The 26,241-nt window shown below is 56.0% G+C and carries 24 protein-coding genes; 5 read left to right on the top strand and 19 right to left on the bottom strand.

Translation table 11 applies throughout. The features are described 5' to 3' along the window. Positions 1–8: 8 nt before the first annotated feature. Genes nagK through lolC form a run of 4 tightly spaced genes read right to left on the bottom strand, consistent with a single transcriptional unit; the run spans position 9 to position 4,112 of the window. Positions 9–920, bottom strand: a complete 912-nt coding sequence (gene nagK / locus ACQG0T_RS08520; protein ID WP_023296317.1) for an N-acetylglucosamine kinase — start codon at positions 918–920, stop codon at positions 9–11. Between the two features lie 54 nt (positions 921–974). After that, positions 975–2,219: a lipoprotein-releasing ABC transporter permease subunit LolE gene (gene lolE / locus ACQG0T_RS08515; RefSeq protein ID WP_017384711.1), complete on the bottom strand. Its 1,245-nt coding sequence runs from the start codon at positions 2,217–2,219 to the stop codon at positions 975–977. Continuing rightward, positions 2,219–2,920 (bottom strand): lipoprotein-releasing ABC transporter ATP-binding protein LolD, encoded by a 702-nt coding sequence (gene lolD / locus ACQG0T_RS08510; protein ID WP_015570809.1) that lies wholly within the window; start codon positions 2,918–2,920, stop codon positions 2,219–2,221. Before lolD ends, lolE begins: the two co-directional genes overlap by 1 nt. Next, complete coding sequence (gene lolC, locus ACQG0T_RS08505) at positions 2,913–4,112, bottom strand: lipoprotein-releasing ABC transporter permease subunit LolC (RefSeq protein ID WP_102990582.1); 1,200 nt, start codon at positions 4,110–4,112, stop codon at positions 2,913–2,915. The genes lolD and lolC overlap by 8 nt, the downstream gene beginning before the upstream one ends. Positions 4,113–4,368: 256 nt before the next feature. Between lolC and ACQG0T_RS08500 the strand changes: the two genes are divergently transcribed. The 3 genes from ACQG0T_RS08500 to ldtC all read left to right on the top strand — a co-directional run bounded on the left by ACQG0T_RS08500 (position 4,369) and on the right by ldtC (position 10,145). Beyond that, a complete protein-coding gene (locus ACQG0T_RS08500; protein ID WP_047717647.1) occupies positions 4,369–5,442 on the top strand; it encodes an acyltransferase family protein in 1,074 nt (357 codons plus the stop codon). A gap of 145 nt (positions 5,443–5,587) precedes the next feature. Beyond that, entirely contained in the window at positions 5,588–9,034 is a 3,447-nt protein-coding gene (gene mfd, locus ACQG0T_RS08495) for a transcription-repair coupling factor (RefSeq protein WP_271040673.1), read from the top strand. Between the two features lie 145 nt (positions 9,035–9,179). Beyond that, entirely contained in the window at positions 9,180–10,145 is a 966-nt protein-coding gene (gene ldtC / locus ACQG0T_RS08490; protein WP_023303432.1) for a L,D-transpeptidase LdtC, read from the top strand. A 77-nt stretch (positions 10,146–10,222) separates the two neighbouring features. On the opposite strand, the gene bhsA is transcribed toward ldtC, so the two are convergent. Then, entirely contained in the window at positions 10,223–10,480 is a 258-nt protein-coding gene (bhsA, locus tag ACQG0T_RS08485) for a multiple stress resistance protein BhsA (RefSeq protein ID WP_006809234.1), read from the bottom strand. Positions 10,481–10,725: 245 nt separating this feature from the next. Between bhsA and ACQG0T_RS08480 the strand changes: the two genes are divergently transcribed. Beyond that, positions 10,726–11,361 (top strand): TetR/AcrR family transcriptional regulator, encoded by a 636-nt coding sequence (locus ACQG0T_RS08480; RefSeq protein ID WP_015570813.1) that lies wholly within the window; start codon positions 10,726–10,728, stop codon positions 11,359–11,361. 60 nt (positions 11,362–11,421) lie between these two features. Here ACQG0T_RS08480 and ACQG0T_RS08475 read toward each other — a convergent pair whose 3' ends face one another. From ACQG0T_RS08475 to hinT, 8 genes are all read right to left on the bottom strand, one after another. Continuing rightward, positions 11,422–11,961, bottom strand: coding sequence for a glycine zipper 2TM domain-containing protein (locus tag ACQG0T_RS08475; RefSeq protein WP_017384715.1), 540 nt, complete (start codon positions 11,959–11,961; stop codon positions 11,422–11,424). A gap of 193 nt (positions 11,962–12,154) precedes the next feature. Next, complete coding sequence (locus tag ACQG0T_RS08470; protein ID WP_017693633.1) at positions 12,155–13,459, bottom strand: NAD(P)/FAD-dependent oxidoreductase; 1,305 nt, start codon at positions 13,457–13,459, stop codon at positions 12,155–12,157. A 236-nt stretch (positions 13,460–13,695) separates the two neighbouring features. After that, positions 13,696–14,238, bottom strand: a complete 543-nt coding sequence (ycfP, locus tag ACQG0T_RS08465) for an alpha/beta hydrolase YcfP (protein ID WP_006809239.1) — start codon at positions 14,236–14,238, stop codon at positions 13,696–13,698. Between the two features lie 31 nt (positions 14,239–14,269). Next, positions 14,270–15,295: a beta-N-acetylhexosaminidase gene (nagZ, locus tag ACQG0T_RS08460; protein WP_003857934.1), complete on the bottom strand. Its 1,026-nt coding sequence runs from the start codon at positions 15,293–15,295 to the stop codon at positions 14,270–14,272. Between the two features lie 11 nt (positions 15,296–15,306). Further along, entirely contained in the window at positions 15,307–16,131 is an 825-nt protein-coding gene (thiK, locus tag ACQG0T_RS08455; RefSeq protein WP_023296311.1) for a thiamine kinase, read from the bottom strand. After that, on the bottom strand, positions 16,112–16,756 hold the full coding sequence (gene lpoB / locus ACQG0T_RS08450) for a penicillin-binding protein activator LpoB (protein ID WP_085939398.1): 645 nt from the start codon (positions 16,754–16,756) through the stop codon (positions 16,112–16,114). Before lpoB ends, thiK begins: the two co-directional genes overlap by 20 nt. 13 nt (positions 16,757–16,769) lie before the next feature. Then, positions 16,770–17,144: a YcfL family protein gene (locus ACQG0T_RS08445; RefSeq protein ID WP_003857939.1), complete on the bottom strand. Its 375-nt coding sequence runs from the start codon at positions 17,142–17,144 to the stop codon at positions 16,770–16,772. 1 nt (position 17,145) lies between these two features. Further along, positions 17,146–17,505: a purine nucleoside phosphoramidase gene (hinT, locus tag ACQG0T_RS08440; protein WP_006809243.1), complete on the bottom strand. Its 360-nt coding sequence runs from the start codon at positions 17,503–17,505 to the stop codon at positions 17,146–17,148. 353 nt (positions 17,506–17,858) lie between these two features. Here hinT and fhuE point away from each other — a divergent pair, with 353 nt between their 5' ends. Next, a complete protein-coding gene (gene fhuE, locus ACQG0T_RS08435; RefSeq protein WP_426723877.1) occupies positions 17,859–20,048 on the top strand; it encodes a ferric-rhodotorulic acid/ferric-coprogen receptor FhuE in 2,190 nt (729 codons plus the stop codon). Between the two features lie 141 nt (positions 20,049–20,189). Here the strand turns inward: fhuE and ptsG are convergent, their stop codons facing one another. The 6 genes from ptsG to pabC form a co-directional block, all read right to left on the bottom strand. After that, the gene (gene ptsG / locus ACQG0T_RS08430) at positions 20,190–21,623 is read right to left on the bottom strand and encodes a PTS glucose transporter subunit IIBC (protein WP_006809245.1); all 1,434 of its coding nucleotides are present in this window, start codon (positions 21,621–21,623) and stop codon (positions 20,190–20,192) included. Positions 21,624–21,920: 297 nt separating this feature from the next. After that, entirely contained in the window at positions 21,921–22,715 is a 795-nt protein-coding gene (locus ACQG0T_RS08425; protein ID WP_032104503.1) for a metal-dependent hydrolase, read from the bottom strand. Positions 22,716–22,725: 10 nt separating this feature from the next. Next, the gene (gene holB, locus ACQG0T_RS08420; protein ID WP_032104504.1) at positions 22,726–23,730 is read right to left on the bottom strand and encodes a DNA polymerase III subunit delta'; all 1,005 of its coding nucleotides are present in this window, start codon (positions 23,728–23,730) and stop codon (positions 22,726–22,728) included. Then, positions 23,727–24,368 (bottom strand): dTMP kinase, encoded by a 642-nt coding sequence (gene tmk, locus ACQG0T_RS08415; RefSeq protein ID WP_015570821.1) that lies wholly within the window; start codon positions 24,366–24,368, stop codon positions 23,727–23,729. Before tmk ends, holB begins: the two co-directional genes overlap by 4 nt. Then, complete coding sequence (gene yceG, locus ACQG0T_RS08410) at positions 24,358–25,380, bottom strand: cell division protein YceG (RefSeq protein ID WP_032673183.1); 1,023 nt, start codon at positions 25,378–25,380, stop codon at positions 24,358–24,360. Before yceG ends, tmk begins: the two co-directional genes overlap by 11 nt. Before the next feature lie 2 nt (positions 25,381–25,382). Continuing rightward, positions 25,383–26,192, bottom strand: a complete 810-nt coding sequence (pabC, locus tag ACQG0T_RS08405; RefSeq protein WP_023303428.1) for an aminodeoxychorismate lyase — start codon at positions 26,190–26,192, stop codon at positions 25,383–25,385. Positions 26,193–26,241 lie beyond the last annotated feature (49 nt).

The following is a 26,241-nucleotide window of genomic DNA, read 5'->3' as shown; positions in this document are numbered from 1 at the left end:
CTCGTAAACTAATCGGTGAGATGAAGGAATGCGGCTCCGCGCATGCCTCCTGCGTCCCCGTGTCGCGCACGCTCAATGCGCGGCACGCGGGCGACCGGCAATAAATGTCGGGGCAGACGCCCGGACAACTGTTCCGTAATCGCAGTGAAATTTGACAGCCCTCCCCCGATCACCAGCAGATCCGGGTCGACGATGGTCAGGATATTCCCCAGGCACACGGCCAGCAGGTCGAGATAGCGTTCAACGTGCTCTCGCGCCTGCGCATCCCCTTGTTCCCACAGGGTAATGATTTGGGGGGCGTCATGTTTCTGATGATAGAAGTGTTCATAAAGCCATGCAAACCCACGGCCTGAAAGGTAACTCTCAATACAGCCGTGCTGACCACAACCGCAGCGGATCAACGGGAAATCACGTCCGACAACATCCAGCGCATCCACCGACAGACGGATATGACCAAATTCGCCGGTAATGTAGCTGCGCCCGGTAATGGGCTTACCGTTAATGATTATCCCGCCCCCCACACCGGTTCCGAGGATCAACCCCATCACCAGCGGATAGCGACGAAACTCGTCGTCCCAGGCCTCTGAGAGAGCAAAACAGTTGGCATCGTTGTCTAAGCGCACGTCGCGCTCAAGGAGAGCAGAGAGATCGGCACGCAGCGGTTTGCCGCTGGCGGCAGGAACGTTGGCGGCATACAGCGTGCCATCGTCGGTTTCGGGCATACCCGGAATACCAATGCCGACGCTGCCTATGACGCCAAAGCGTTCATCCGCTTGCGCCACCAGCGCGGCAATGGCGGTTAAAAATTCATCGTAGCTTTCGCGCGGCGTGGGTACGCGGGTTTCCCATTGTAGCTTAAGGTCTTTATCGAACACGCCGAGCGCAATCTTGGTGCCGCCAATATCAAATCCGTAATACATGATGCATTCCTCTGTTTGATTCAGCGGCCAAAAGACCGCTAAACCATGACGAAATTACTGGCCACTTAATACCCTCGCCGGATCAATTCGGCTTGCGCGACGCGCCGGATACCAGCTTGCCAGCAGACTCAGTAAAAGTGCTGTAACCAGCACATAAATAACGTCCAGCCAGTGCAGTTCAGACGGCAGGAAGTCAATAAAATAGATATCGCCTGACAGGAACTGATGGCCAATAAGCGCTTCAATCCCGTTGATAATCGGCGTCAGCTGAAGGGAAACCACCACGCCGATCGCCACGCCGCAGAGGCTGCCAAACAGCCCCGCCAGCAAACCGTACCAGACGAAGATCGCGCGAATAAGACCGTCTTTCGCCCCTAAGGTACGCAGCACGGCGATGTCGCCGCTCTTATCCTTAACGGCCATGACCAGCGTCGAGACGATATTAAAACACGCCACCCCAATCACCAGCACCATCGCCAGATACATAATCGCGCGGATCATCTGGATATCACGGTACATATACCCGTAAGTGCCGATCCAGCTTTTGATGTAGACATAGTTATTGGTCACGCTGCCAGCGTCACGCACCAGTTTATTGGCGTTGAAGACGTCGTTAACCTTAATGGCAATGCCCGTCACGCTGTCGCTCATATCCAGATACTGGCGCGCATCTTCCAGCGGCACCATCGCGAAGCTGTGGTCGAGCTGGCCGCTCAGTTGCAAAATACCGGTGACGTGCAGACGTACGCGCTTAGGCTGCTGCAATTTGTGATCAGCGCTGGCGTTCGGGATCATGATCGAGACCCAGTCGCCCTGCTTCACCTTCAGCGCATCGGCAACGCCTTTGCCCATGATGATCTGCTGCTCGCCAGCCTTAAAGTTTGCCCATGCGCCATTTTGCACATAGCGCGGCAGCGCGCTCAGACGCTCTTCCTGACGAGGATTTACCCCTTTCACCTGAATGGCGCGCAGGTTTACCCCGCTCTCTACCAGCCCGGTAAAGTTGATGTAAGGTGCAGCCGCCGCAATGCCGGGCACCTTTTCCACTTTGTTAAGGGCATCACGCCAGCTGGACCACGGCTGGTTAACCGGCTCGATTTCACCGTGGGGGACAACGGCCAGAATGCGGTTATTCAGTTCACGCTCAAAGCCGTTCATGGCGCTTAAGCCCACGATCAACACCGCCACGCCCAGGGCGATACCGATGGTGGAGATCACGGAGATAAGGGATACCATCCCGCTCCGGCGACGACCGCGGCTAAAGCGTAACCCGATGAGTAACGATAACGGTGAAGCCATTACTCCGCTCCCATCAGCGTCAGTTCAGCATTCAGACGACCGTCGCGCATTTCCAGCTGACGCCCCATCCGCTTAGCCAGTTGTAAATCGTGGGTGACCACCAGAAACGCGGTTCCCTGCGCGGCGTTCAGTTCGCCGAGAAGCTGGAAAATGCTGTCTGCGTTACGCGCATCGAGGTTACCTGTCGGTTCATCCGCCAGCACCAGGCGCGGGTTGTTGACCAGCGCACGGGCGATGGCCACACGCTGACGCTCACCGCCGGAAAGCTCAGACGGACGGTGATTTCCGCGATGACCCAGCCCTACCGCTTTTAGCATGTCGCTGGCGCGGGCATTAATTTCCGCGGGTTTCTTTTTACCAATCAGCAGCGGCATTGCGACGTTTTCCAGCGCCGTAAAGTCCGGCAGCAGATGGTGGAACTGATAGATAAAGCCCAGCTCGCGGTTACGCAGCTCGGCTTTCGCCGTAGACGACATTTTACTCAGCGGCTGCCCGGAGAAGATCACATCGCCTTCGGTTGGCGTGTCCAGCCCGCCAAGCAGGTGCAGCAACGTACTTTTACCGGAGCCAGAGCTACCGACAATCGCCATCATCTCGCCTTCGCCCACGCTAAAACTCACATTGTGCAACACGTCGGTCTGCACAGTGCCTTCCTGATAGCGTTTGGACAGGTTGTCGCACTGCAACAGGATCTTATTCATAACGTAAAGCCTCAGCGGGTTGAGTGGCGGCAGCCCGCCAGGAAGGATAAAGCGTAGAAAGCAGCGCAATGGCCATCGCGGCCAGCGCAATACCGACCACCTGGAGCGGCTCGATTGCCACCGGCAGCGACGCGCCATCAAGCAGCGCGCCGATAATCGGCATGAGATTGTTGAGCTGGCTCGCGAGCAGCGCCCCCAGCGCCGCGCCGAGCAGCGCGCCGATGATGCCAGCGCTCGCGCCCTGGACCATAAATACCGCCATGATCTGGCGCGGAGTCAGCCCCTGAGTTTGCAGAATGGCGACTTCGCCTTGCTTCTCCATCACCATCAGCCCGAGCGAGGTGATGATATTAAACGCGGCAACGGCCACGATCAGGCTCAGCAGCAGCCCCATCATGTTTTTCTCCATGCGCACGGCCTGGAACAGTTCGCCCTTCCGGTCGCGCCAGTCCTGCCATTTCGTCCCTTCCGGTAGCGTCTGCTGGCTAAGGGTATCCACCTTCAGCGGCGCATCAAGCCACAGACGCCAGCCGGTGATATTTCCCGCCGGGTAGCGCATCAGACGCGAGGCGTCCTGAATGTTAACCAGCATCTGGTAACCATCAACTTCGCTGTTCGCCGCAAACGTGCCAATCACGTTGAACAGGCGCTGGCTTGGCAGACGCCCCATCGGCGTAAACTGACTGGCTGACGGCACCATCACACGCAGCTGATCGCCACGGTTGACCCCGAGCTGCCCGGCAAGCTGCTCGCCGAGGATGACGTTGTATTTACCCGCTTCCAGGTCGGTTTGTTTCACATTGACCAGGAACGGCGTCAGCGGATCTTTTTGCGCCGGATCGATACCCAGCATCACCCCGACCGCCACGCTACGGGCGCTTTGCAGCACCACATCGCCCGTCGTGAGCGGCGCAACGCGCGTGACACCCTGTAACTTCACCGCGCTTTCCGGCAGCTGTTGCGGATTAACGGAACCCTGAGTGGAAGAGAGAACGGCCTGCGGCATCAGCCCCAGGATATTGTTTTGCAGCTCGCGCTCGAAGCCGTTCATGACGGAAAGCACCGTCACCAGTGCCATCACGCCAAGCGTAATGCCAATAGTCGAAAGCCAGGAGACAAAGCGACCGAAGCGGTCCGCGGCGCGCCCACGCATGTAACGTAAGCCTATAAAGAGTGCGACAGGTTGATACATGAAATCCGTCTGTTTGCTGATAGCAGACCCACGAGTATATAAGCGAATCCGCTAAGCGTAAATGACTGAAACCGTAAGATTCGGTAATCATTTTTCCGAAAAATTCAGATAAATCATCATGCTACTGACTGAACTTCCGCCAGACAGCCTCCACCTTTTCCGAAAATCGTCCTGATACAGACTGTTACCCGTTACATCAGGGTTTCATTTTACAACAATCGTCCTTTCGTTTATGGCAACAAGGTCGTCACGCACAATGAAACAAAAAGCATTATGGATTAACCAGATAAAAGGTCTGTGCATCTGCCTGGTGGTGATTTACCACTCGGTGATCACCTTTTATCCTCACCTGGACGAGCTACAGCATCCGTTATCGGGCCTGCTCGCCAAATGCTGGGTCTACTTTAATCTTTACCTTGCCCCGTTCCGTATGCCGGTGTTTTTCTTTATCTCCGGCTATTTGATCCGTCGATATATTGACGAGGTGAACTGGCGCACCAGTCTCGACAAGCGGATCTGGAGCATTGTCTGGGTTTTGGCCCTGTGGGGCGTCCTGCAATGGCAGGCGCTGACTCATCTGAATGCCTGGCTCGCCCCCGAGCGAGAGCTGGCGACAGCATCCAATGCGGCCTACGCCGATTCCGTTTCAGGGTTTGTACGGGGAATGCTCACGGCCAGCACCAGCCTATGGTATTTGTACGCCTTAGTGGTCTACTTTACGCTCTGTAAGCTGCTGAGCCGCTGGAAACTGCCGATGCTGGGGCTTCTGGCGCTGGCAAGCATCGCCATCAACTTCCTGCCGTTACCGTGGTGGGGAATGAACAGCGTGGTGCGCAACATGGTCTACTACAGCCTCGGCGCATGGTACGGCGCGCAGTTGATGGCGTGGATGAAAGGGATGAGTTTGCGCCGCAGCTGGCTGATCCTCATCGCCTCTGGTGCGGTGTCTGTGGTGCTGTGGTTCGCTAACGTCCCTCTGCCGCTCTCTCTGCTGTCAATCGTAGTTATCATGAAGCTCTTTTACAGCTTCGAGCAGCGTTATGCCGTTCATCCCAATAACCTGCTGAACGTCATCGGTTCAAACACCATCGCGATTTATACCACCCACCGCATTTTAATTGAGGCGTTTAGCCTGCTCCTGATCCGCGAAATGAATGCGGCGTACTGGCCGATCTGGGCGGAGTTAACGCTGATTCTGGTCTACCCGTTTATCAGCCTGCTCGTCTGCACGCTGGTTGGGCTGGGGGCACGTAAGCTCTCGACCGCCCTCTTTGGCGATCTTTTCTTCTCCCCTCCCGCGCGGCTTTCGCCACAGACTGCTACCCGTTAATCTCCTCGGCCCCCATCCGGGGGCACTTTCCCTCTTGTGCGGTTACGATTTGCTTATGTAAAACGATCGAGGATAATAAAGACATTGCGTATCAGTGATATGCCCCAATACTGTTGGTATATCCCCAAGAGACTCTGACATAGCCATGCCTGAACACTATCGTTACTCCTTGCCTGTCAAAGCGGGCGACCAGCGCCAGCTGGGCGAACTCACGGGCGCGGCCTGCGCCACCCTGGTGGCGGAAATTGCTGAGCGGCATCCAGGGCCGGTGGTGCTGGTTGCCCCGGACATGCAAAACGCCCTGCGCCTGCACGACGAAATTCGTCAGTTCACCGACAGTCTGGTATTCAGCCTGGCCGACTGGGAAACGCTTCCCTACGACAGTTTTTCTCCGCACCAGGAGATCATCTCTTCGCGCCTGTCGACGCTGTATCAGCTTCCCACCATGCAGCGCGGCGTGTTGATTGTACCGGTGAATACCCTGATGCAGCGCGTCTGTCCGCACAGCTATTTGCACGGCCATGCGCTGGTGATGAAAAAAGGCCAGCGCCTGTCGCGCGATGCCCTGCGCGTGCAGCTGGACGGAGCCGGCTATCGACATGTCGACCAGGTGATGGAGCACGGCGAATATGCGACGCGCGGTGCGCTGCTGGATCTCTATCCGATGGGCAGCGATCGGCCATATCGTCTGGATTTCTTTGATGATGAGATCGACAGCCTGCGCGTGTTCGACGCTGACACCCAGCGCACGCTGGAGGAAGTGGACTCCATTAACCTACTGCCCGCCCATGAGTTCCCGACGGATAAAACCGCCATCGAGCTGTTCCGCAGCCAGTGGCGCGACAGGTTCGACGTGAAGCGCGATGCCGAACATATCTACCAGCAAGTCAGCAAGGGCACCCTTCCGGCCGGGATCGAGTACTGGCAGCCCCTGTTCTTTAACGAACCGCTGCCGGCGCTGTTCAGCTACTTCCCGGCGAATACGCTGATTGTTAACACCGGGGATATCGACGCCAGTGCCAGCCGCTTTGAAAGCGAAACGCGCGCCCGCTTTGAAAACCGGGGCGTTGACCCGATGCGTCCGCTGCTGCCGCCGGAAATGCTGTGGCTACGTACCGACGAGCTCAACGCCGAGCTGAAACGCTGGCCGCGCATGCAGCTCAAAACCGACGCGCTTGCCGAGAAGGCGGCGAACACCAATCTCGCGTTCCGGACGCTGCCTGATCTGGCCGTCCAGGCGCAGCAGAAATCCCCGCTTGATAATCTGCGCAAGTTTCTTGAGTCCTTCACCGGGCCGGTGGTCTTCTCCGTTGAAAGTGAGGGTCGCCGTGAAGCGCTGGGCGAACTGCTGGGACGGATCAAAGTTGCGCCGAAGCGCATTCTTCGCCTGAGCGAAGCGACCGGAAATGGCCGTTACCTGATGATCGGTGCCGCCGAGCACGGATTCATTGATACGCTCAATAACCTGGCGTTGATTTGTGAAAGCGACCTGCTGGGCGAGCGCGTCGCGCGCCGTCGTCAGGACAGCCGTCGCACCATCAACCCGGACACCCTGATCCGTAACCTGGCCGAACTGCACCCCGGTCAGCCGATCGTTCACCTGGAACACGGGGTGGGTCGCTATCAGGGGATGACCACCCTCGAAGCAGGCGGCATCAAAGGTGAATACCTGATGCTGACCTACGCCAACGACGCCAAACTGTACGTGCCGGTGTCGTCCCTGCACCTGATCAGTCGCTACGCCGGGGGCGCGGAAGACAACGCGCCGCTGCATAAGCTGGGCGGCGATGCCTGGGCGCGCGCGCGCCAGAAGGCGGCGGAAAAAGTACGCGACGTGGCCGCCGAGCTGCTGGATATTTACGCCCAGCGTGCGGCCAAAGAGGGCTATGCGTTTAAGCATGATAAAGAGCAGTATCAGCTGTTCTGCGACAGCTTCCCGTTTGAAACTACGCCGGATCAGGCCCAGGCCATTAACGCCGTGCTGAGCGACATGTGCCAGCCGCTGGCCATGGACCGCCTGGTCTGCGGTGACGTGGGCTTCGGCAAAACCGAAGTGGCGATGCGTGCCGCCTTCCTGGCGGTGGAAAACAACAAGCAGGTGGCGGTGCTGGTGCCGACTACCCTCCTCGCCCAGCAGCACATCGACAACTTCCGCGACCGCTTCGCCAACTGGCCGGTGCGCATTGAGATGCTGTCGCGTTTTCGCAGCGCCAAAGAGCAGACGCAAATCCTGGAACAGGCAAGCGAAGGCAAAATCGATATTCTGATCGGCACTCACAAGCTGCTGCAAAGCGACGTGAAGTGGAAAGATCTGGGGCTGCTGATCGTGGATGAAGAGCACCGCTTCGGGGTGCGCCATAAAGAGCGCATCAAAGCGATGCGCGCCGACGTCGACATTCTGACCCTGACCGCAACGCCGATCCCGCGCACCCTGAACATGGCGATGAGCGGCATGCGCGATCTGTCGATTATCGCCACCCCACCGGCGCGCCGTCTGGCGGTGAAAACCTTTGTTCGCGAGTACGACAATCTGGTGGTGCGCGAGGCGATCCTGCGCGAAGTGCTGCGCGGCGGCCAGGTGTATTACCTGTATAACGACGTTGAAAATATTCAGAAAGCCGCCGACAGGCTGGCAGAGCTGGTACCGGAAGCGCGCATCGCGATCGGTCACGGACAGATGCGCGAGCGCGAGCTGGAGCGGGTGATGAACGATTTCCACCACCAGCGTTTCAACGTGCTGGTGTGTACCACCATCATTGAGACCGGGATCGACATTCCAACGGCGAACACCATCATTATCGAACGTGCGGATCACTTCGGCCTGGCCCAGCTGCACCAGCTGCGCGGGCGCGTCGGGCGCTCGCACCATCAGGCCTACGCCTGGCTGCTGACGCCGCATCCGAAGGCGATGACCACCGACGCGCAAAAGCGTCTGGAAGCTATCGCCTCGCTGGAAGATCTGGGTGCTGGCTTTGCGCTGGCGACCCACGACCTGGAGATCCGCGGCGCCGGTGAGCTGCTGGGTGAAGACCAGAGCGGCTCCATGGAAACCATCGGTTTCTCGCTGTATATGGAGCTGCTGGAAAATGCCGTCGACGCGCTTAAAGCCGGACGTGAACCGTCTCTGGAAGATCTCACCAGCCAGCAGACCGAAGTGGAACTGCGCATGCCTTCTCTGCTGCCGGATGATTTTATTCCTGACGTGAATACCCGTCTGTCGTTCTACAAACGCATTGCCAGCGCGAAAAGCGAAGGCGAGCTGGAAGAGATCAAAGTCGAACTGATTGACCGTTTTGGGATATTGCCCGATGCGGCGCGCAACCTGCTGGATATTGCCCGCCTGCGTCAGCAGGCGCAGAAGCTGGGCATTCGCAAGCTTGAAGGCAATGAGAAAGGCGGCGTCATTGAGTTTGCCGAGAAGAACCACGTCGATCCGATGTGGCTGATTGGCCTCCTGCAAAAACAGCCGCAGCATTTCCGTCTTGATGGCCCGACGCGTCTGAAATTCACTCAGGATCTGACGGAACGTAAAACCCGCATGGACTGGGTGCGTAACTTTATGCGTCAGCTGGAAGAGAACGCCATCGCATAACGGTATCCCCCGCCAGCGCCCGGCTGGCGGGGGGACAATTTACAAACTCTTTGCACTTCGCCCGAACTTCCCGACTATACATTCGCCATAATTATCATTAACGCCTTAAAAAACAATAACCTTATCATTTGTATGGATTATGATAATGATGATTTCTTCGCGTTTTACCCGCTGGTTAACTCTGTTTGCGCTGGCCGCGACGGTTGCCGTCGCGCTCCCTGCTCGCGCAAATACCTGGCCTCTTCCGCCTGCCGGCAGCAACGTCGTAGGTGAAAACCGCTTTCACGTGGTTGAAAACGATGGCGGTTCGCTGGAAGCGATTGCCAAAAAATATAACGTCGGGTTCCTGGCGCTGTTGCAGGCCAACCCGGGCGTAGATCCATACGTGCCCCGGGCAGGCAGCGTACTGACGATTCCGCTGCAAACCATCCTGCCGGACGCGCCGCGTCAGGGCATTGTGATTAACCTCGCCGAGCTGCGTCTGTATTACTACCCGCCGGGCAAGAACGAAGTGACCGTCTACCCTATCGGTATTGGTCAGTTGGGGGGCGATACGCTCACGCCTACCATGGTCACCACCGTCTCTGATAAGCGCGCTAATCCAACCTGGACCCCGACGGCAAACATTCGCGCCCGTTATAAAGCTCAAGGTATCGACCTGCCTGCCGTGGTGCCTGCTGGCCCGGATAATCCGATGGGGCACCATGCGATTCGCCTGGCGGCATACGGTGGGGTTTATCTTCTGCACGGAACGAATGCGGATTTCGGGATCGGGATGCGCGTCAGCTCCGGCTGCATTCGCCTGCGCGATGACGATATCAAAACGCTCTACCGCGTGATCGCCCCTGGCACGAAAGTGAATATCATTAATACGCCGATTAAAGTGTCTGAAGAGCCGGGTGGCGTCCGTCTGGTTGAGATCCACCAGCCGCTATCGAAAAACATCAATGACGATCCGCAGACGCTGCCGATTAATCTGAATGCCTCGATGGTGAGCTTTAAAACGAATGCCAATACCGATGGCGCGGTGATGGAGCGGGCGATGGAAGCGCGCTCGGGGATGCCAACCGATGTCACGCGGCATCATGAGGTTGCTCAGCAATCAATGTAAAGCAGTAATAACGACAAACGCCCTGCATCAGCAGGGCGTTTTTTATTGCAGTGGCATAACGGAGGGTTGCGTTACGCTTATTTGTAGATAACAGCGGTACCGTGCAGGGTGTTAGGACCGGTCACAGAGGTGATGCGGAATGATTTCGCACCCATTTCGTCAGCTTTTTGTGCCAGCTGATCTTCCAGAGAGCCCAGATTAGTCCCGGCAGTGGCAGAGATGGTACCGACTTTCTGCTGGTCTGCTGGCGTGGATTGCACTTCAACAGCAGCGAAGCTTGCGAAAGAGAGTGAACTCAGAACGGCGGCAGCGATGAGGGTTTTAACGTTTTTCATGATTTTATACCTTTAGGCAGATGATGTAGTGGTCGTTAGTTATTTAGTTAACGATCGATAGGTAAATGATAGATGTGATCCAGGTCACACGTCAACCCATTTTTATAATGGTCGTTAAATTAATTTCATTTGCCTTATATTTCATAAAGATAAAATTAAATTATTTTTCAGAAATCACCGCTGGTCGTTGCAGACGTTTATTTTTATAATGACTATTCAACAAAACAACAGAGGACCAACGGCACATGACAACCGATGTCACGCGTTGCGCGAAGAAAAGCCGTGGCCGACCAAAAGTGTTCGACAGGGATGCGGCGCTCGATAAGGCCATGACGCTCTTCTGGCAGCATGGGTATGAAGCCACGTCGCTTTCCGATCTCGTGGAAGCAACGGGCGCGAAAGCCCCTACCCTGTACGCAGAGTTCACCAACAAAGAAGGCTTATTCCGGGCCGTTCTGGACAGATACATCGCGCGCTTCGCGGCAAAACATGAAGCCCAGCTGTTCTGCGAAGAAAAAACGGTTGAGCAGGCATTGCAGGATTATTTCACGGCAATCGCGACCTGCTATACCAGCAAGGACACGCCTGCGGGCTGTTTTATGATCAACACCTCCGCGACCCTCGCGGCATCGTCTAAAGAGATTGCCAACACGGTCAAATCGCGACATGCGATGCAGGAGGAGACGCTCAGCACGTTTCTGGCTCAGCGTCAGCAGCGCGGCGAAATACCGGCGCATTGCCGTCCGCAGGAGCTTTCCCAGTATCTGAGCTGTATTTTACAGGGGATGTCCATCAGCGCCCGTGAAGGCGCGACGCTGGAAAAATTGCAGGGGATTACGCAAACAACGCTGCGCCTGTGGCCTGAACTTCTTAAACTCTGACGCAAAAAAAAAGCTCCTCAGCCTGAGCGCATGAGGAGCTAAGTTCAGAGAACATCTTTTTTACACTTTGTTATTCAGTATCAGCTGACCGTTGCTGTCGAGAGGGATCTGCGTGCCAGGATCTTTATCCATGCGGATTTTGCCCTGCTGATCGCCAATTTTGTAGGTTACGTCGTAGCCCAACATTTTTTCAGACTTGTCATACACGGTTTTACAGCGCTGCTGCGTTGTGGTGTAGGTATCATTTTCCTGCATCGCGCCCTGTACCTGGTTACCGGCATAACCGCCACCCAGCGCACCAACCACCGTCGCGACATCCTTACCACGGCCGCCACCAAACTGATGACCAATCACCCCACCAGCAACCGCGCCCAGCACGGAGCCAGCGATACGGTTTTCATCCTGAACCGGACGACGGTGGGTGACAGAAACATTACGGCACTCCTGACGAGGCGTCTTGACCGTCTCTTTGATCGGTGTAGCGGAAACCACCTGCGCATACTGCGGGCCACGATCAAGTACGTTCAGACTGGCAACGGCAGCCACACCTAACGCAGCTGCGACGCCAATCCCTATACCCGCCAACATTGATTTATTCACGGGACTTCCTCCTTTGTTGCAATTGGTAGCAATTTTGCAGCGCAATAAACGCTTCGCCAATAAGATAAAGGATCAAAATCAGGGCTGTTAACCGGGACAACGTGGGTTTAAGAGAACTCTTAAGCGTCAGGAGGGAAATGCACAGCATGATGTGCTAAGAATTCCCTCCGGAGGGCCCGGAGGGAGAGAGAAATTAGTGCAGCTTCAGGCGTGGACGGATCACGCGGTTGATGCGGCCAACCAGCATCATCAGGCCGGTTTTGAAGTAGCCGTGCAGCGCAATCTGGTGCATACGGTACAGAGAAATGTACACGAAGCGGGCGATGCGCCCTTCCACCATCATGGAGCCGCGCATCAGGTTACCCATCAGGCTGCCCACGGTGGAGAAGTTTGAGAGCGACACCAGAGAGCCGTGGTCTTTGTAGACATAGGCTTTCATCGGTTTGCCTTTCATCTGCGCCAGGATGTTATGCAGCACGAGGCTTGCCATCTGGTGCGCGGCCTGGGCGCGAGGCGGTACAAATCCGCCTTCCGGACGTGCGCAGGAGGCACAGTCGCCAATGGCGAAGATGTCCGGATCGCGCGTGGTTTGCAGCGTCGGCTCTGTCACCAGCTGGTTAATGCGGTTCGTCTCCAGCCCACCGATATCTTTCATGAAATCAGGCGCTTTGATCCCCGCAGCCCAAACCATCAGGTCGGCCTGGATATATTCGCCGTCTTTGGTATGCAGGCCGCCCTCATCCGCGCTGGTCACCATGGTCTGGGTCAGCACGCGCACGCCAAGTTTGGTCAGCTCGTTGTGCGCCGCGCCGGAAATACGCGGCGGCAGCGCAGGCAGAATACGTTCACCTGCTTCCACCAGCGTCACATTCAGCGCTTCGTTAGTCAGCCCTTTGTAGCCGTAGCTGTGCAGCTGTTTGACCGCATTGTGCAACTCCGCCGATAATTCAACGCCCGTTGCGCCGCCGCCCACGATAGCAATGTTGACCTTGCCGTTAGCACCCATGTTGTTGGTGTACTTCAGGAACAGGTTAAGCATCTCCTGATGGAAACGACGCGCCTGATGCGGGTTATCCAGGAAGATGCAGTGCTCTTTTACGCCTGGGGTGTTGAAATCATTGGAGGTACTGCCCAGGGCCATCACCAGCGTGTCATAGGCCAGCTTGCGCTCAGGAACCAGCAACTCGCCTTTATCATCACGCAGCTCAGCCAGCGTGATGGTTTTGTTTTCACGATTGATATCCACCACCGAACCCAGCTGGAACTGGAAGTGGTGGTTACGCGCATGCGCCAGATAGCTCAGCGCATCCACGCCCTCATCCAGCGACCCGGTCGCCACTTCGTGCAGTAACGGCTTCCACAGATGACTGTGGTTACGATCCACCAGCGTGATTTTGGCTTTCTTACCGCGACCCAGCTTCTTACCCAGCTGTGTCGCGAGCTCCAGTCCGCCAGCACCACCGCCGACAATCACTATCTTTTTCAATGGCGTAGTCAACGTGACCCCCTCAAATTATTAACCAATTGTTAATTAAAAGTTATATAAATAACCCTTAATTAACAACAGGTTACTGCGCTGAAACCATTCAGATTCATTGAGAATAGCACGTCAGGCGCATTGGTCATACCAAAATTGATATGTATCAAGTTTTGATGGTTTAAAAGTAGACAACTCTGACAAAAAAGAGGCCCGGTACGCTTTCACGTACCGGGCCTTTATCAGGTTCAGGGAGATCAGCCCAGCGTTTTAAAGGCTTTAATACGCTGCAAGTGCGGGGAAATGTTTTTGAACTTGTGGGTCTGCTCTTCGTCCCAGACAATTTCGTAGTAATGGTGCAGAAGCTCGGCGGCGCGGGAGCTGTTCAGCGCTTCATCGTTGCGGGAGAGGATCACCAGACACCGATCGCGGTTCTTTTCACGGAAATTGCTCACGCATTTAGTTGCGATGTCGGCGTACTCCTCCGGGCGATCGATTTTGCCTTCCATGTTTTCGTTCGGAAAGAGGTTAGGATTAAAAATGACCTGACGGATATCGCACAAAAAACCGATGCGCTCTGCCCAGTATCCTCCTAACCCCACGCCGCAGATCAGCGGGCGATCGTCGATATTGAGCTGCAACATTTTATCCACTTCTTTAAGCAGATGCTGCATGTCATGCTTCGGATGACGTGTGCTGTAACTGATCAGCCGGACATCCGGATCGATAAACTGCAATTGCAGCACTTTCTCATGATTACCAGGACTGTTTGAGTCAAAACCGTGTAAATAAATGATCATCGTCTCACCACGCTACGCCTTCCGGGATGAATTAAAGGGCTGCTTTATGTGCCTGCCAGCGCTCGTTCAGGGCTTCAAGCCGGGCGTTTACCGTTTTCCAGCGCGCCGAGTCCATCAGCTCCTGACGACTAAATGAACCTTTATGATACAATTGTGTAACACGTTCAGCATTGATCGGCGACAGGTTATCCAGCACGCTCACCGCCCCTTTACGATTATTGCAGACGAGGATCATATCGCAACCCGCATCCAGCGAAGCCTGCCCACGTTCGGCATAGCTTCCCATGATCGCCGCCCCTTCCATGGATAAATCGTCAGAGAAAATTACGCCATTGAAGCCTAATTCCTGACGCAGCACGGTTTTCAGCCAGTGCGGAGAGCCGCTGGCCGGACGCGGATCGACCTCACTGTAGATGACGTGCGCAGGCATGATGGCATCCAGCTTGTTATCAGCGATCAGCGAGCGGAAAACCGACATGTCTTTAGCGCGAATGTCTGCTTCCGGGCGCGGATCGCGCGGGGTTTCTTTATGGGAATCCGCCGTCACCGCCCCGTGGCCCGGGAAATGTTTGCCGGTGGTTTTCATGCCCGCAGCATGCATACCGTCAATAAAGCGCGTCGCCATTGCCAGCGCAATACGCGGATCGTCATGATACGAACGCTCACCAATTGCCGCGCTAATGTGTCCTACGTCCAGCACCGGGGCGAAGCTGATGTCGATATCCATGGCGATCATCTCGCTGGCCATCAGCCAGCCGGCGTCCTGCGCCAGTTGACCGCCCTCTTCGATCCCCAGCAGCGCAGCAAAAGATTGCGCGGCGGGTAAACGGGTAAACCCTTCGCGGAAACGCTGCACACGCCCACCTTCCTGGTCTACGGCCACCACCAGGTGATTGCGCGACGCCGCACGGATCTGGCGAACCAGCTCACGCAACTGCTCCGGATCATGATAATTGCGGGTGAAAAGAATCAGCCCCCCTACCAGCGGATGCGCCAGAATTTCGCGCTCTTCCGCATCCAGCTCAAACCCTTCGACATCCAACATTACTGGACCCACACCTACCTCTCTTATCCTTTCGTTTGTAACTGACGCCAGGCATCATTTGCCAGCGCAATAAATTGTTTGTCATCTGTCTGCTGAAGGCGCATTTCAAACCATCCCGCCATCAGCATCAACACCCACGGACGCCAGCGCGCGACCTGCCGCGCAAGGGTGAGCGCATTGATGTTGGCGTTTCGGGCATAGGCGGTTATCAGCTGCTCGCGCGACGCCTCATCAGGCATCCAGACCGCAGCGAGTTCGAGCGCCACGTCACCGTCTCCGGCATATTCCCAGTCGATAAGTTTCTCGCCTGCCGTGGTATGAACGATATTACCCGCGTGGACATCCATATGCAGCGGCGCCAGACGTAACGCCTGCGGCTCTCCCGCTCTGCGTAGCCGCTTAAGCTGCGCCAGCCAGTAGGGCGTGCGTCGTCCAGGCGCAGCCTGCTGCCAGTAGTGATCCAGCAAAGGAAGTAACGTTACCCGCCAGCCCAGACGCGGCTGGCGATGCAGATGATACAGCATGGCTGCAAGCGCAGGCGTATCGGGAAGCTCGCTTTTGATCTCACCCGCAATAAACGCCACCGCCATCCAGTCTCTGATAAAGAGATGAGGTTGTGGCGCAAGGTCGGCGGGCAGGCGCTTCAGGGCGCGGAACTGGCGATGAAAATGGGAGGCAGGCGCGGCGGCATCGTGATGCTGACGTAAAACCAGCCGATGGTCGCCACGCTCAATAATGCAACTCGCGCCGCCAAGCCCGGCGGGGGCTTGCGGCGCGATAACACGGTACTGAGGGAAATAACGCGTCAGGACGTCATGACGCGTGCGCTTATTGTTGCGTAACGGCACCTTTACCTGACCAGATAATTTCGCCGGTCTGAACCAGCATTAACTGCATCTGCAACGACGGCGTGTTCACGTTGCCTGTCGCGTTAGAATAAAGGACATACTGCGCGCCAACGTTGCGGGCAATACCCATCGCTTTACTGCGCGAACCCAGGCTGTCCTGAGGCGACAGACCAAGCTGCTGCTTGGCGACCGCGAGCTGCTGAGCTGAGACCAGCGTAAATTTACCGTTGTTTGCCAGCGCGTTGCGCAGGGTTTCCGTCGCTTCTCCCGCATTCAGGGAACCGTTTGTACGGTTGTTCACGCTATCCACCAGCAGCACGCTGCCGGGCGTAACGCCCTGTGCCTGCAACATTTTGCCCACCATCGGCTGCATTGCGCCGTTCCAGTCATAGTGGCGTACTCGCGGCGCAGGCTGTGCGGTGTCGTCCGGATGTTCGATCGGGCCAGGCTGCGCCGGAATGGTCGGTACAGACGGCACGGTTGGAACAGGCTGCGCTGGCGTTGTTGGCTGTTCCGTTCCCGGCTTCGCCTGATCTACCGGTGCTGGTTCTTCCGTTCGCGTCACACAACCCGCCAGAAAGAGTGCAAAAGCACTCAGGAGCGCATAACGGCTCATTGTTTTAATCAAGGTTCACTCCTTACAAATAAAGATAAAGTCTCACCTTATGTGCACCCAGATAGCTGGCGCTGCCGTAGAGCGTGACTGACGATCTTGCCGGGATGGTCACGCTGCGCGGCGCCTCAAGCGGGTGCATCTCAAGACCTCTCACGTCATACCAGTAGAAGCGATAATGCACCGTCACTGGCTCTTGCCTTTCGTTATAGAGCGTAGAGGAGGCTGAAGACTGGATTTCGCTTATGGTCAGCGAAGGCTTCTCCGCCGTGATGCCCGCAGCAAGCACTGAGGACTCCATCACCAGCGTCTGTTCTTCACTGACCGGGATGGCGGGACGCGCGCTGCACCCAACCATTACCAGCGTCACGATCAGCGCTGCAATACGCCCAGTTAACATATTAAAGACCTTTATGTGCCAGCATCGGTCCCAGTGGACGTCCACCCAGCAGATGCATATGAATATGATAGACTTCCTGGCCGCCATGGCGATTACAGTTCATGATCAGACGGTATCCGTCTTCAGCAATCCCTTCCTGCTCTGCGATTTTCGCGGCTACCGTAAGCATACGGCCCAGCGCCACTTCATGCTCGGTTTTAACGTCATTAACGGTCGGGATCAGAATATTGGGAATAATAAGGATGTGCGTCGGCGCCTGGGGAGAAATGTCGCGGAAAGCCGTGACCAGTTCATCCTGATAGACAATATCCGATGGAATTTCGCGGCGGATAATTTTACTGAAAATCGTTTCTTCAGCCATGACCTTTTCCTTTTAAGTTTAATCTGGCGTCGTGCGTCCGTTGTTAACACACATTGTCTGATTTACTGCGTGACACAAGACAAGAGTATGAGCGAGTTTCTCCTGTCCTTTCAACCTTCTCCCGTGATTTCTTTCCTGATTGTCCGCCATCTGGCTGAAGAGGCATCGCTTTAGGACATTTCTTTTCTGAAACCTTATTTCAGTTCATCCCGAAACATCTGTTTACAGCGTTAATCACAATGCGTATATTTCGCATTTGCATTTTCATGCGCATTTTTAACATAGAAAACGACGTCAGCCCGTGTTAGCGGGACTGTCGCGAATTACCTTCACCATTCACTAAGGGTTTGATGATGTCTTTCATTAATCACACCAGGGATGGGCAACATCAGCCTGCCGCAACACCTTCGTTGCTGGCCGCCTGCATTGCTATGGCATTGACGCCAACCGCCGCTTTCGCTGCTTCAACCACCGAAGATACCGTCGTCGTAGACGGGGGTTTTGACAACACACAGGATCTTTCTGCCAGCCAGGATCAGGATTACAGCGTAAAAACCACCACCACCGGCACCAAACTGTTGCTGGTTCCCCGCGACATCCCACAGTCCGTCAGCGTTATCAGCCAGCAACGTATGGCTGACCAGAATCTGCAATCCATCGGACAGGTGCTGACGAATACCACGGGCATTACGGCCCAGGTGCAGGACAGCGACCGTACCGTGTTTTACTCACGCGGCTTTTTCGTCAGCAACTACGCCTATGACGACCTGCCGACGTCCATCAGTGAAGTGTGGAACTTTGGTGATACCGCCGCGGATACCGCGATTTATGACCGCATCGAAGTGGTTCGCGGCGCCACCGGCCTGATGTCCGGCACGGGCAACCCGGCGGCGTACGTTAATATGGTGCGTAAGCACGCGGACAGCCCGGAATTTAAAGGTAACGTCTCCGCCAGTTACGGCAGCTGGGACAAGCAGCGCTACGTGCTGGATCTCCAGGCGCCGCTGGTAGAGTCAGGTAAGGTACGGGGCCGTCTGATTACGGGTTATCAGGACAACGACAGCTTCGTGGATAACTACCACTACCGGAAGAAATTCCTCTACGGCGTGATGGACGCGGATGTCACCGACAGCACCACCCTCTCGGTAGGGTATGAGTATCAGGAAAGCCATACCGCCGACCCGACCTGGGGCGGGCTGCCGACCTGGTACAGCGACGGAAGTAAGACCCACTACAATCGTAGCCAGACCGTCGCACCTGACTGGGCTTATTCAGATAAAGACAGCACCCGCATCTTCGCTAACCTGACTCAGCGTTTCGATAATGGCAGGGAAGCGCACATCAACGGTATGCACGCTGAAACCAACTTCGACTCCAAACTGATGTATATGTCCGGCTATCCGGATAAAGAGACCGGTGCGGGCCTGGTGGGTTACGGCGGCTGGAACCGTGGGGAACGTAAACAGGATGCGGTTGACGCCTTCCTGCGCGGCGGCTTCGATCTCTTTGGCCGTCAGCACGAAATGATGTTCGGCGGCAGCTTCAGCCGTCAGCGTAACCATTACGACAACTCCATGCCGGATGCGGTATACGGCATGGTTGATGTCGGCAACTTTAAGAACTGGAACGGGAACATCGCCGATCCCCAGTGGACGCCGTGGAAACTCTACAGCAAGGATGATATTCGCCAGTCTTCAGCCTATTCGTCGGCTCGTTTCTCGCTGGCCGATCCGCTGCACCTGATCCTGGGCGCGCGCTACACCCAATATAACATTCGTTATAACCCGGCAGGATCGCCGAATACCCGTCTGGAAAGCACCAAAGATGATGTCACGCCGTACGCCGGCCTGGTGTATGACATCAATGAGGACTGGTCGACCTACGTCAGCTATACCTCTATCTTCCAGCCGCAGGATAAGCGCGATGCCAGCGGACGTTATCTTGACCCTACCACGGGTAAAAGCTACGAAGCTGGGGTGAAGGCGGACTGGTTTAATACCCGCCTCACCACCTCGCTGGCGATTTTCCGCATTGAGCAGGATAACGTCGCCAGCAACACCTATACCTACATGCCGAGCGGTGAGTCGATCTATGAATCGCTGGACGGGGTGGTCAGCAAAGGGGTCGAGTTCGAGCTCAATGGTGCCCTGACCGATAACTGGCAGCTGACCTTCGGCGCGACGCGTTACATCGCAGAAGATAAGAATGGCAACGCCGTCAGCTCCGATCAGCCGCGCACAACCATGAAGCTCTTCACCCGCTATCAGTTGCCAATGCTGCCGGAACTGACCGTGGGCGGTGGCGTAAACTGGCAGAACAAAGTGTGGACGGACGTGGAAGGCGGCCCGGCAGGACGTTCCCGCGCGGAGCAAGGCAGCTATGGGCTGGTGAACCTGTTCAGCCGTTATCAGGTCACCAAAGATTTTGCGGTGCAGGCTAACGTCAACAACCTGTTCGACAAAGAGTATTACGATTACGTCGGCTCTTATGTAGTGTATGGCGCGCCGCTGAACGTCTCGGTGAGCGCGAGCTACGATTTCTGAGTGACAGAAGCCCGGTGGCGCTGCGCTTACCGGGCCTACCCATCACGTAGGCCGGGTAAGACGCAGCCTCCACCCGGCACCGCAAGCAGCAGTAATAAAAAAGGCAGCCATTCGGCTGCCTTAGTCTCCCCAGGTCACAGCTTAGTTGTTGCGGATGTACTCATCCATTTCGGTTTTCAGGTTATCGGATTTCGTACCGAAGATTGCCTGAACACCAGAACCTGCAACAACGACGCCCGCTGCGCCCAGTTTTTTCAGACCCGGCTGGTCTACTTTCGCAACGTCGGCAACGCTCACACGCAGACGAGTGATACACGCGTCCAGGTTAGTGATGTTCTCTTTACCGCCGAAAGCAGCTACCAGAGCAGGCGCCATTTCGCTGGTCACACCGGCTTTGCTGTCTTCCGTTGCATCTTCACGACCCGGCGTTTTCAGGTCCAGTGCTTTGATCAGCACGCGGAAGACGGTGTAGTACACCACTGCGTAGCCCGCACCCACAATTGGGAACAGCCACAGCTTGCTGCTGTTACCGGACAGAACGATGAAGTCGATCAGACCGTGAGAGAAGGACGTACCGTCACGCATACCCAGCAGGATGCAGATTGGGAATGCCAGACCTGCCAGTACCGCGTGGATGATGTACAGGATCGGCGCAACGAACATGAAGGAGAACTCGATCGGCTCGGTGATACCGGTCAGGAACGAGGTCAGCGCTGCGGAGATCATGATACCGCCCACTTTTGCACGGTTCTCTGGTTTAGCAGAGTGCCAGATCGCAATTGCGGCGGCCGGCAGACCGTACATTTTGAACAGGAAGCCACCAGACAGTTTACCTGCCGTTGGGTCACCCGCCATGTAGCGTGGGATGTCGCCGTGGAACACCTGGCCTGCTGCGTTGGTGTATTCACCAATCTGCATCTGGAATGGAACGTTCCAGATGTGGTGCAGACCAAATGGTACCAGGCAGCGCTCAATGAAGCCGTAGATACCGAACGCCACAACCGGGTTCTGGTAAGCCGCCCACTGAGAGAAGGTCTGGATTGCCGTACCGATTGGTGGCCAGATGAAAGACAGAACCACACCGGTGAAAATCGCGGCCAGACCAGAAATGATCGGCACAAAACGTTTACCCGCGAAGAAGCCCAGATACTCAGGCAGCTTGATGCGATAGAAGCGGTTAAACATATACGCTGCAATCGCACCGGAGATGATACCACCGAGAACACCGGTGTCCGCCAGATGCTTAGCGGCAATCTCTTCAGCAGGTAAATGCAGTACCAGCGGCGCAACCACAGCCATGGTTTTCACCATGATGCCGTAAGCAACAACGGACGCCAGCGCGGATACACCGTCGTTATTGGTGAAGCCCAGAGCAACACCGATAGCGAAGATCAGCGGCATGTTAGCAAAAACAGAACCGCCTGCTTCGGCCATCACGTGGGAAACTACGGCTGGCAGCCAGCTGAAGTTTGCAGAACCGACACCCAGCAGGATACCTGCGATAGGCAGTACGGATACTGGCAGCATCAGCGATTTACCGACCTTTTGCAGGTTAGCAAATGCATTCTTAAACATAATTGAGAGTGCTCCTGAGTATTTGTGCTTTTTTTACGTTTTCACGCATTGGCCCGGGGGGAGTACCGCGCCGTGGACAGGACATCTAAGCGCCCTTTATTTATTACACAGAGTAAAATAATTCCCTCTGAGTTTGTTTGACGGCTATCACGTTTCAGTTCAAGACGGCCAAAAAACTTGCAGATATTTACATAAAGCATGTCTGGATGTGTCTAAAAACGCCATCACCGCCCCAAATGAGGCGGTGAACTTTACTCGTTTTACTTATTAATTACGAGCCTAAAAATAACAGGCGTATCAGACAGATTGCAGGTGGGCGGGGTCGATATGGAACAGACTAGCGAAGTTTTCCGTTGTCACGCGAGCCAGCTCTTCAATACTGACACCTTTCAGAACGGCCATATACTCAGCGACATCCCGGGTCATCGCTGGCTGATTTTCTTTGCCGCGATGAGGCACCGGTGCCAGGTACGGGGAATCGGTTTCCACCAGAATACGATCCAGCGGAACATATCGCGCCGCATCACGCAGTTGCTCAGCATTCCGGAACGTTACAATCCCCGAGAACGAGATATAAAAGCCTAAATCAAGCAGCTTACCCGCCGTTTCTCTGTCTTCAGTGAAACAGTGTAGTACGCCACCGCAATCCGTCACCTTTTCTTCCCGCAGGATCGCCAGCGTGTCGGCGCGCGCATCGCGGGTATGAACGATAACAGGCTTATTCAGTTCACGGCCAATACGGATGTGGTTGCGGAAGGATTCCTGCTGGCGAGGTTTCGTTTCCGGGGTGTAGAAATAGTCCAGGCCGGTCTCGCCCATCGCCACTACGCCCTCTTCTGCGGCAAGACGGCGTAAATCCTCAATATTGTACGCTTCATCCTGATTCAGCGGATGCACGCCGCAGGAGAAGACGACATTATCGCGCTCGCCTACCAGTTCACGCATGGAGCGGTAACCCGGCAACGTGGTCGCCACGGCCAGGCAAAATTTCACATCGCGCGCGGCGGCTTTCGCCAGCACGTCGTCCACATTTTTATGCAGGGACTGATAATCCAGGCCATCGAGATGGCAGTGTGAGTCGACTAAAAACATAATGTCTCTCTCAGAGGTGGGAAACCGGCGGTATGACGCCTGGTTGCAGGTAGTGTTCGATACGCAGTAACTGGTCGGTCAGTAAAAGCTCGCGATTGAGACCGGTTACCGTCAAAAGTTGTTCACGACTCTGGCAGATATCATGAAGGATAGCGTGCAGCGACTGCCCTGACAGGCGATTCGCCAGCGTGGTGACCAGCGCCCACACGTCAGGGTTAGTCAGAAGCGTCGCCCCCTGCTGGATTTTGAGCGCATCCAGCAGCAGTGCGGCCAGCCAGTGCAGCCGTTCCGGTGCCTGATCGCTGTTCAGCGCTGGCAGCACGCTCAGCCAGTCATGGCTGTCGAGGGCTGATTCAACCGCACGACATAGCGTTTCACGCTGGGACCACACTTCCGGCTGCAATAAGGCCAGCGCAGCCGCAGGCGCACCGCTGCACAGGCGCAACGCCGAGCGCGCCGCATCTTGTGACACCGTCACTTCTCGCTCAAGCCAGGCGAGCGCCCAGGATTCCTGAGGGACAGCGAGGTGGTGAAGAAGGCAGCGACTGCGCAGCGTCGCCAGCAAGCGTTCCGGCTCGCGGCAGGAGAGGAAAAACCAGGTATTCTCTGGCGGCTCTTCCAGGGTTTTTAACAGGGCGTTGGCTGCGGCTTCCGTGAGTAGCGCGGCGTCTTTCAGCCACACCACTTTCGCCCCCCCCAGACGCGCATATTCGTACAGTTTCTCACTGACCTCACGCACCGCGTCGATACCGAGCGTATTTTTGCCCTTCTCGGGTTCGAGGGTGTAATAGTCAGGATGCGTGCCCGCCTGCATAAGCTGGCAACCCCGGCATTTACCGCAGCTTTTATGTCCTTCCGGCTGTTGGCACATCAGAAAGCGGGTGATGGCGTAAATCAACGCATCATCACCCATTCCCGGCAGCGCCTGGATCAGTAACGCATGATGCCCCCGACCAACCTGATAGCTGCCGATCAGCTGTTCAAAGTGTGGGCGCAACCATGGATACCATTTCATGCCTGCTGCTCCTGTAGCCACTGCGTAACGGTCTGCTGAATATCACGCGTAACGTCTTCAAGGGATTGCGTCGCATCGATGGTACGAATGGTCTTGTCCTGCCCGGCCAGTTCCAGATAACGCGCACGGGTGCGGTTAAAGAAATCAAAAGACTCCTGTTCAATGCGGTCCAGTTCGCCGCGGGCACGGGCGCGCTTCAGGCCCACCTCAGGAGTTACGTCCAGATACAGCGTCAGGTCAGGACGGAAATCGCCCAGAACCGCGTCGCGAAGCGTAGCCAGCATGGCCTGATCGATACCCCGGCCCCCGCCCTGATACGCCTGGGTTGAGAGATCGTGGCGATCGCCAATCACCCATTTCCCTTCTGCCAGAGCGGGTTTGATCACCGTCTCCACCAGCTGAACGCGCGCAGCATAGAACATCAGCACTTCCGCTTTGTCGGTAATAACTTCATCGCCAACGGATTTGATATCCAGAACCAGGCTGCGCAGTTTTTCCGCCAGCTGCGTACCGCCCGGCTCGCGGGTAAAGACCATGTCGGCAACGCCAAGCGACGTAAGCGTATCCACCACCACGTTACGGGCAGTTGTTTTGCCCGCCCCTTCGAGTCCCTCAATGACAATGTATTTACTGCGCATTTTTTTCCTTAAGTGCCTTCAGATAGTCCTGAACGGAGCGATTGTGGCTGGCCAGGTTGGTATTAAACGTATGCCCCCCTTTTCCGTCAGCCACAAAATAGAGATACGGCGTTTTGGCCGGGTGCGCGGCGGCCTTCAACGATGCTTCACTCGGCGTCGCGATCGGTCCAGGCGGCAGGCCGCTAATCACGTAGGTATTATACGCCGTTGGCGTCTCCAGATCTTTTCTGGAAATCCTGCCGTTGTAGTTTTCGCCCATGCCGTAGATGACGGTAGGATCGGTTTGCAAACGCATGCCTATGCGCAGACGGTTAATAAACACCGAGGCAACCTGGTCACGTTCGGCAGCAACGGCCGTCTCTTTCTCGATGATCGAGGCCATCGTCATGAACTGGTTTTGATCTTTATAAGGCAGGCCCTCTGCTCGCCCTTTCCAGGCAGCATCTACCGCCGCGACCATTTTGTTGTGCGCGCGCTTCAGAATGGCCACATCCGTCGTGCCTGCCGTATACATCCACGTATCGGGCCAGAACCAGCCTTCCACCCACTCGGGATGTTGGAATTTTAAGGCGTCTGCCACGGTCTGGTAGCGGTCATCTTTCAGCGTATGCTTAATGTATGGCGCGTCCCGCAGCTGCCTGAGGTAATCGCTCAGACGCATACCTTCCACAAAACGCAGCGGGAACTGGGCTTCTTTACCACTCTCCAGCAGTTGCAGCATCTCGCGCACGGTCATGCCAGGGGTAAAGCGATAGGTGCCGGCCTTGAAATGGGACAGGTCCGGTTCAATACGCAGCAGCCACTGGAATACGCGTGGGCGATTGATAATTTTGTCGTCATACAGCTGCTGACCAAGCGCCTGCCGCCCGGTCCCCGCTTTCAGGGTAAAAATCGTCTCGTCTTTTATCAGGATCTGACTCTCCGCCAGCTGACGGACTTTCCACACTCCCGCTCCGCCAGCGATACCGAACGCAACGATAAGAAGGAGGACAAAGCGTAACATTTTCTTCATGACTACCTGGTTTGCTCACATAACGGGGCCAGAAACTGGAACAGCTCGCGGGATGACCAGCATTTGCGGCCATAAGCGCGAACGGGGACAACGGGCATCAGCGCATTGCAGATTACGACTTCATCGGCGGACAGCAGCGCCTCTTCCTTAGCGTTGACTTCGACAACGCGAAAGCCTGCGCGTGCCAGCTGGTGCAGACAAAACTGCCGCATAATGCCGTTGACGCCGGCCTGCTCCAGCGAAGGCGTGAACACGTCACTGCCCTTCCGCCAGAGTAAATTAGCCGCACAGCATTCCGTAATGTACCCTTCGCTGTCAAGAACCAGCGCCTCCCCGGCCTCCGTCTGCTCAAGATGAGTACGAATAAGCACCTGTTCAAGGCGGTTGAGATGTTTTATGCCAGCGAGCATCGGGTTTCGCCCCAGACGTACCGGACTTAACGCCAGGGCTACGCCCTCTTCACGCCAGTGCGCATAATGGGAAGGATAATCTGAAACGGAAAGGACCCGCGTAGGATGCAGACAGGCAGAACCGCTATAGCCCCGGCCACCGCTCCCGCGGCTAATAATGACTTTCAGGACGCCGCTTGCTTTATCTGACGCCAGCCGACGCATTTCACTTTCAAGAATGTCCCACTGCGAGAAGGGGATCAGTAATGCTTCGCAGGCTTTTTGTAAACGAAGGATATGGGCCCCGAGCAGACACACGCCACCGTCGAGAATACGCGCAGTCGTGAAACAGCCATCGCCAAACTGGGTCGCCCTGTCGCTTGCCGGCAGCGTTTCTTGCTCAAGGCCATTAATTAAAAACATGGTGGCTCCTTATGCGTGGAGGCTCAGTCTGGCAGGATGTGGACAGCCG

This window comes from Enterobacter cloacae complex sp. 302F9 (genome assembly GCF_050030335.1).
Taxonomy (GTDB): domain Bacteria; phylum Pseudomonadota; class Gammaproteobacteria; order Enterobacterales; family Enterobacteriaceae; genus Enterobacter; species Enterobacter hormaechei_C.
This window is presented reverse-complemented; position numbering and strand designations above follow the sequence as displayed.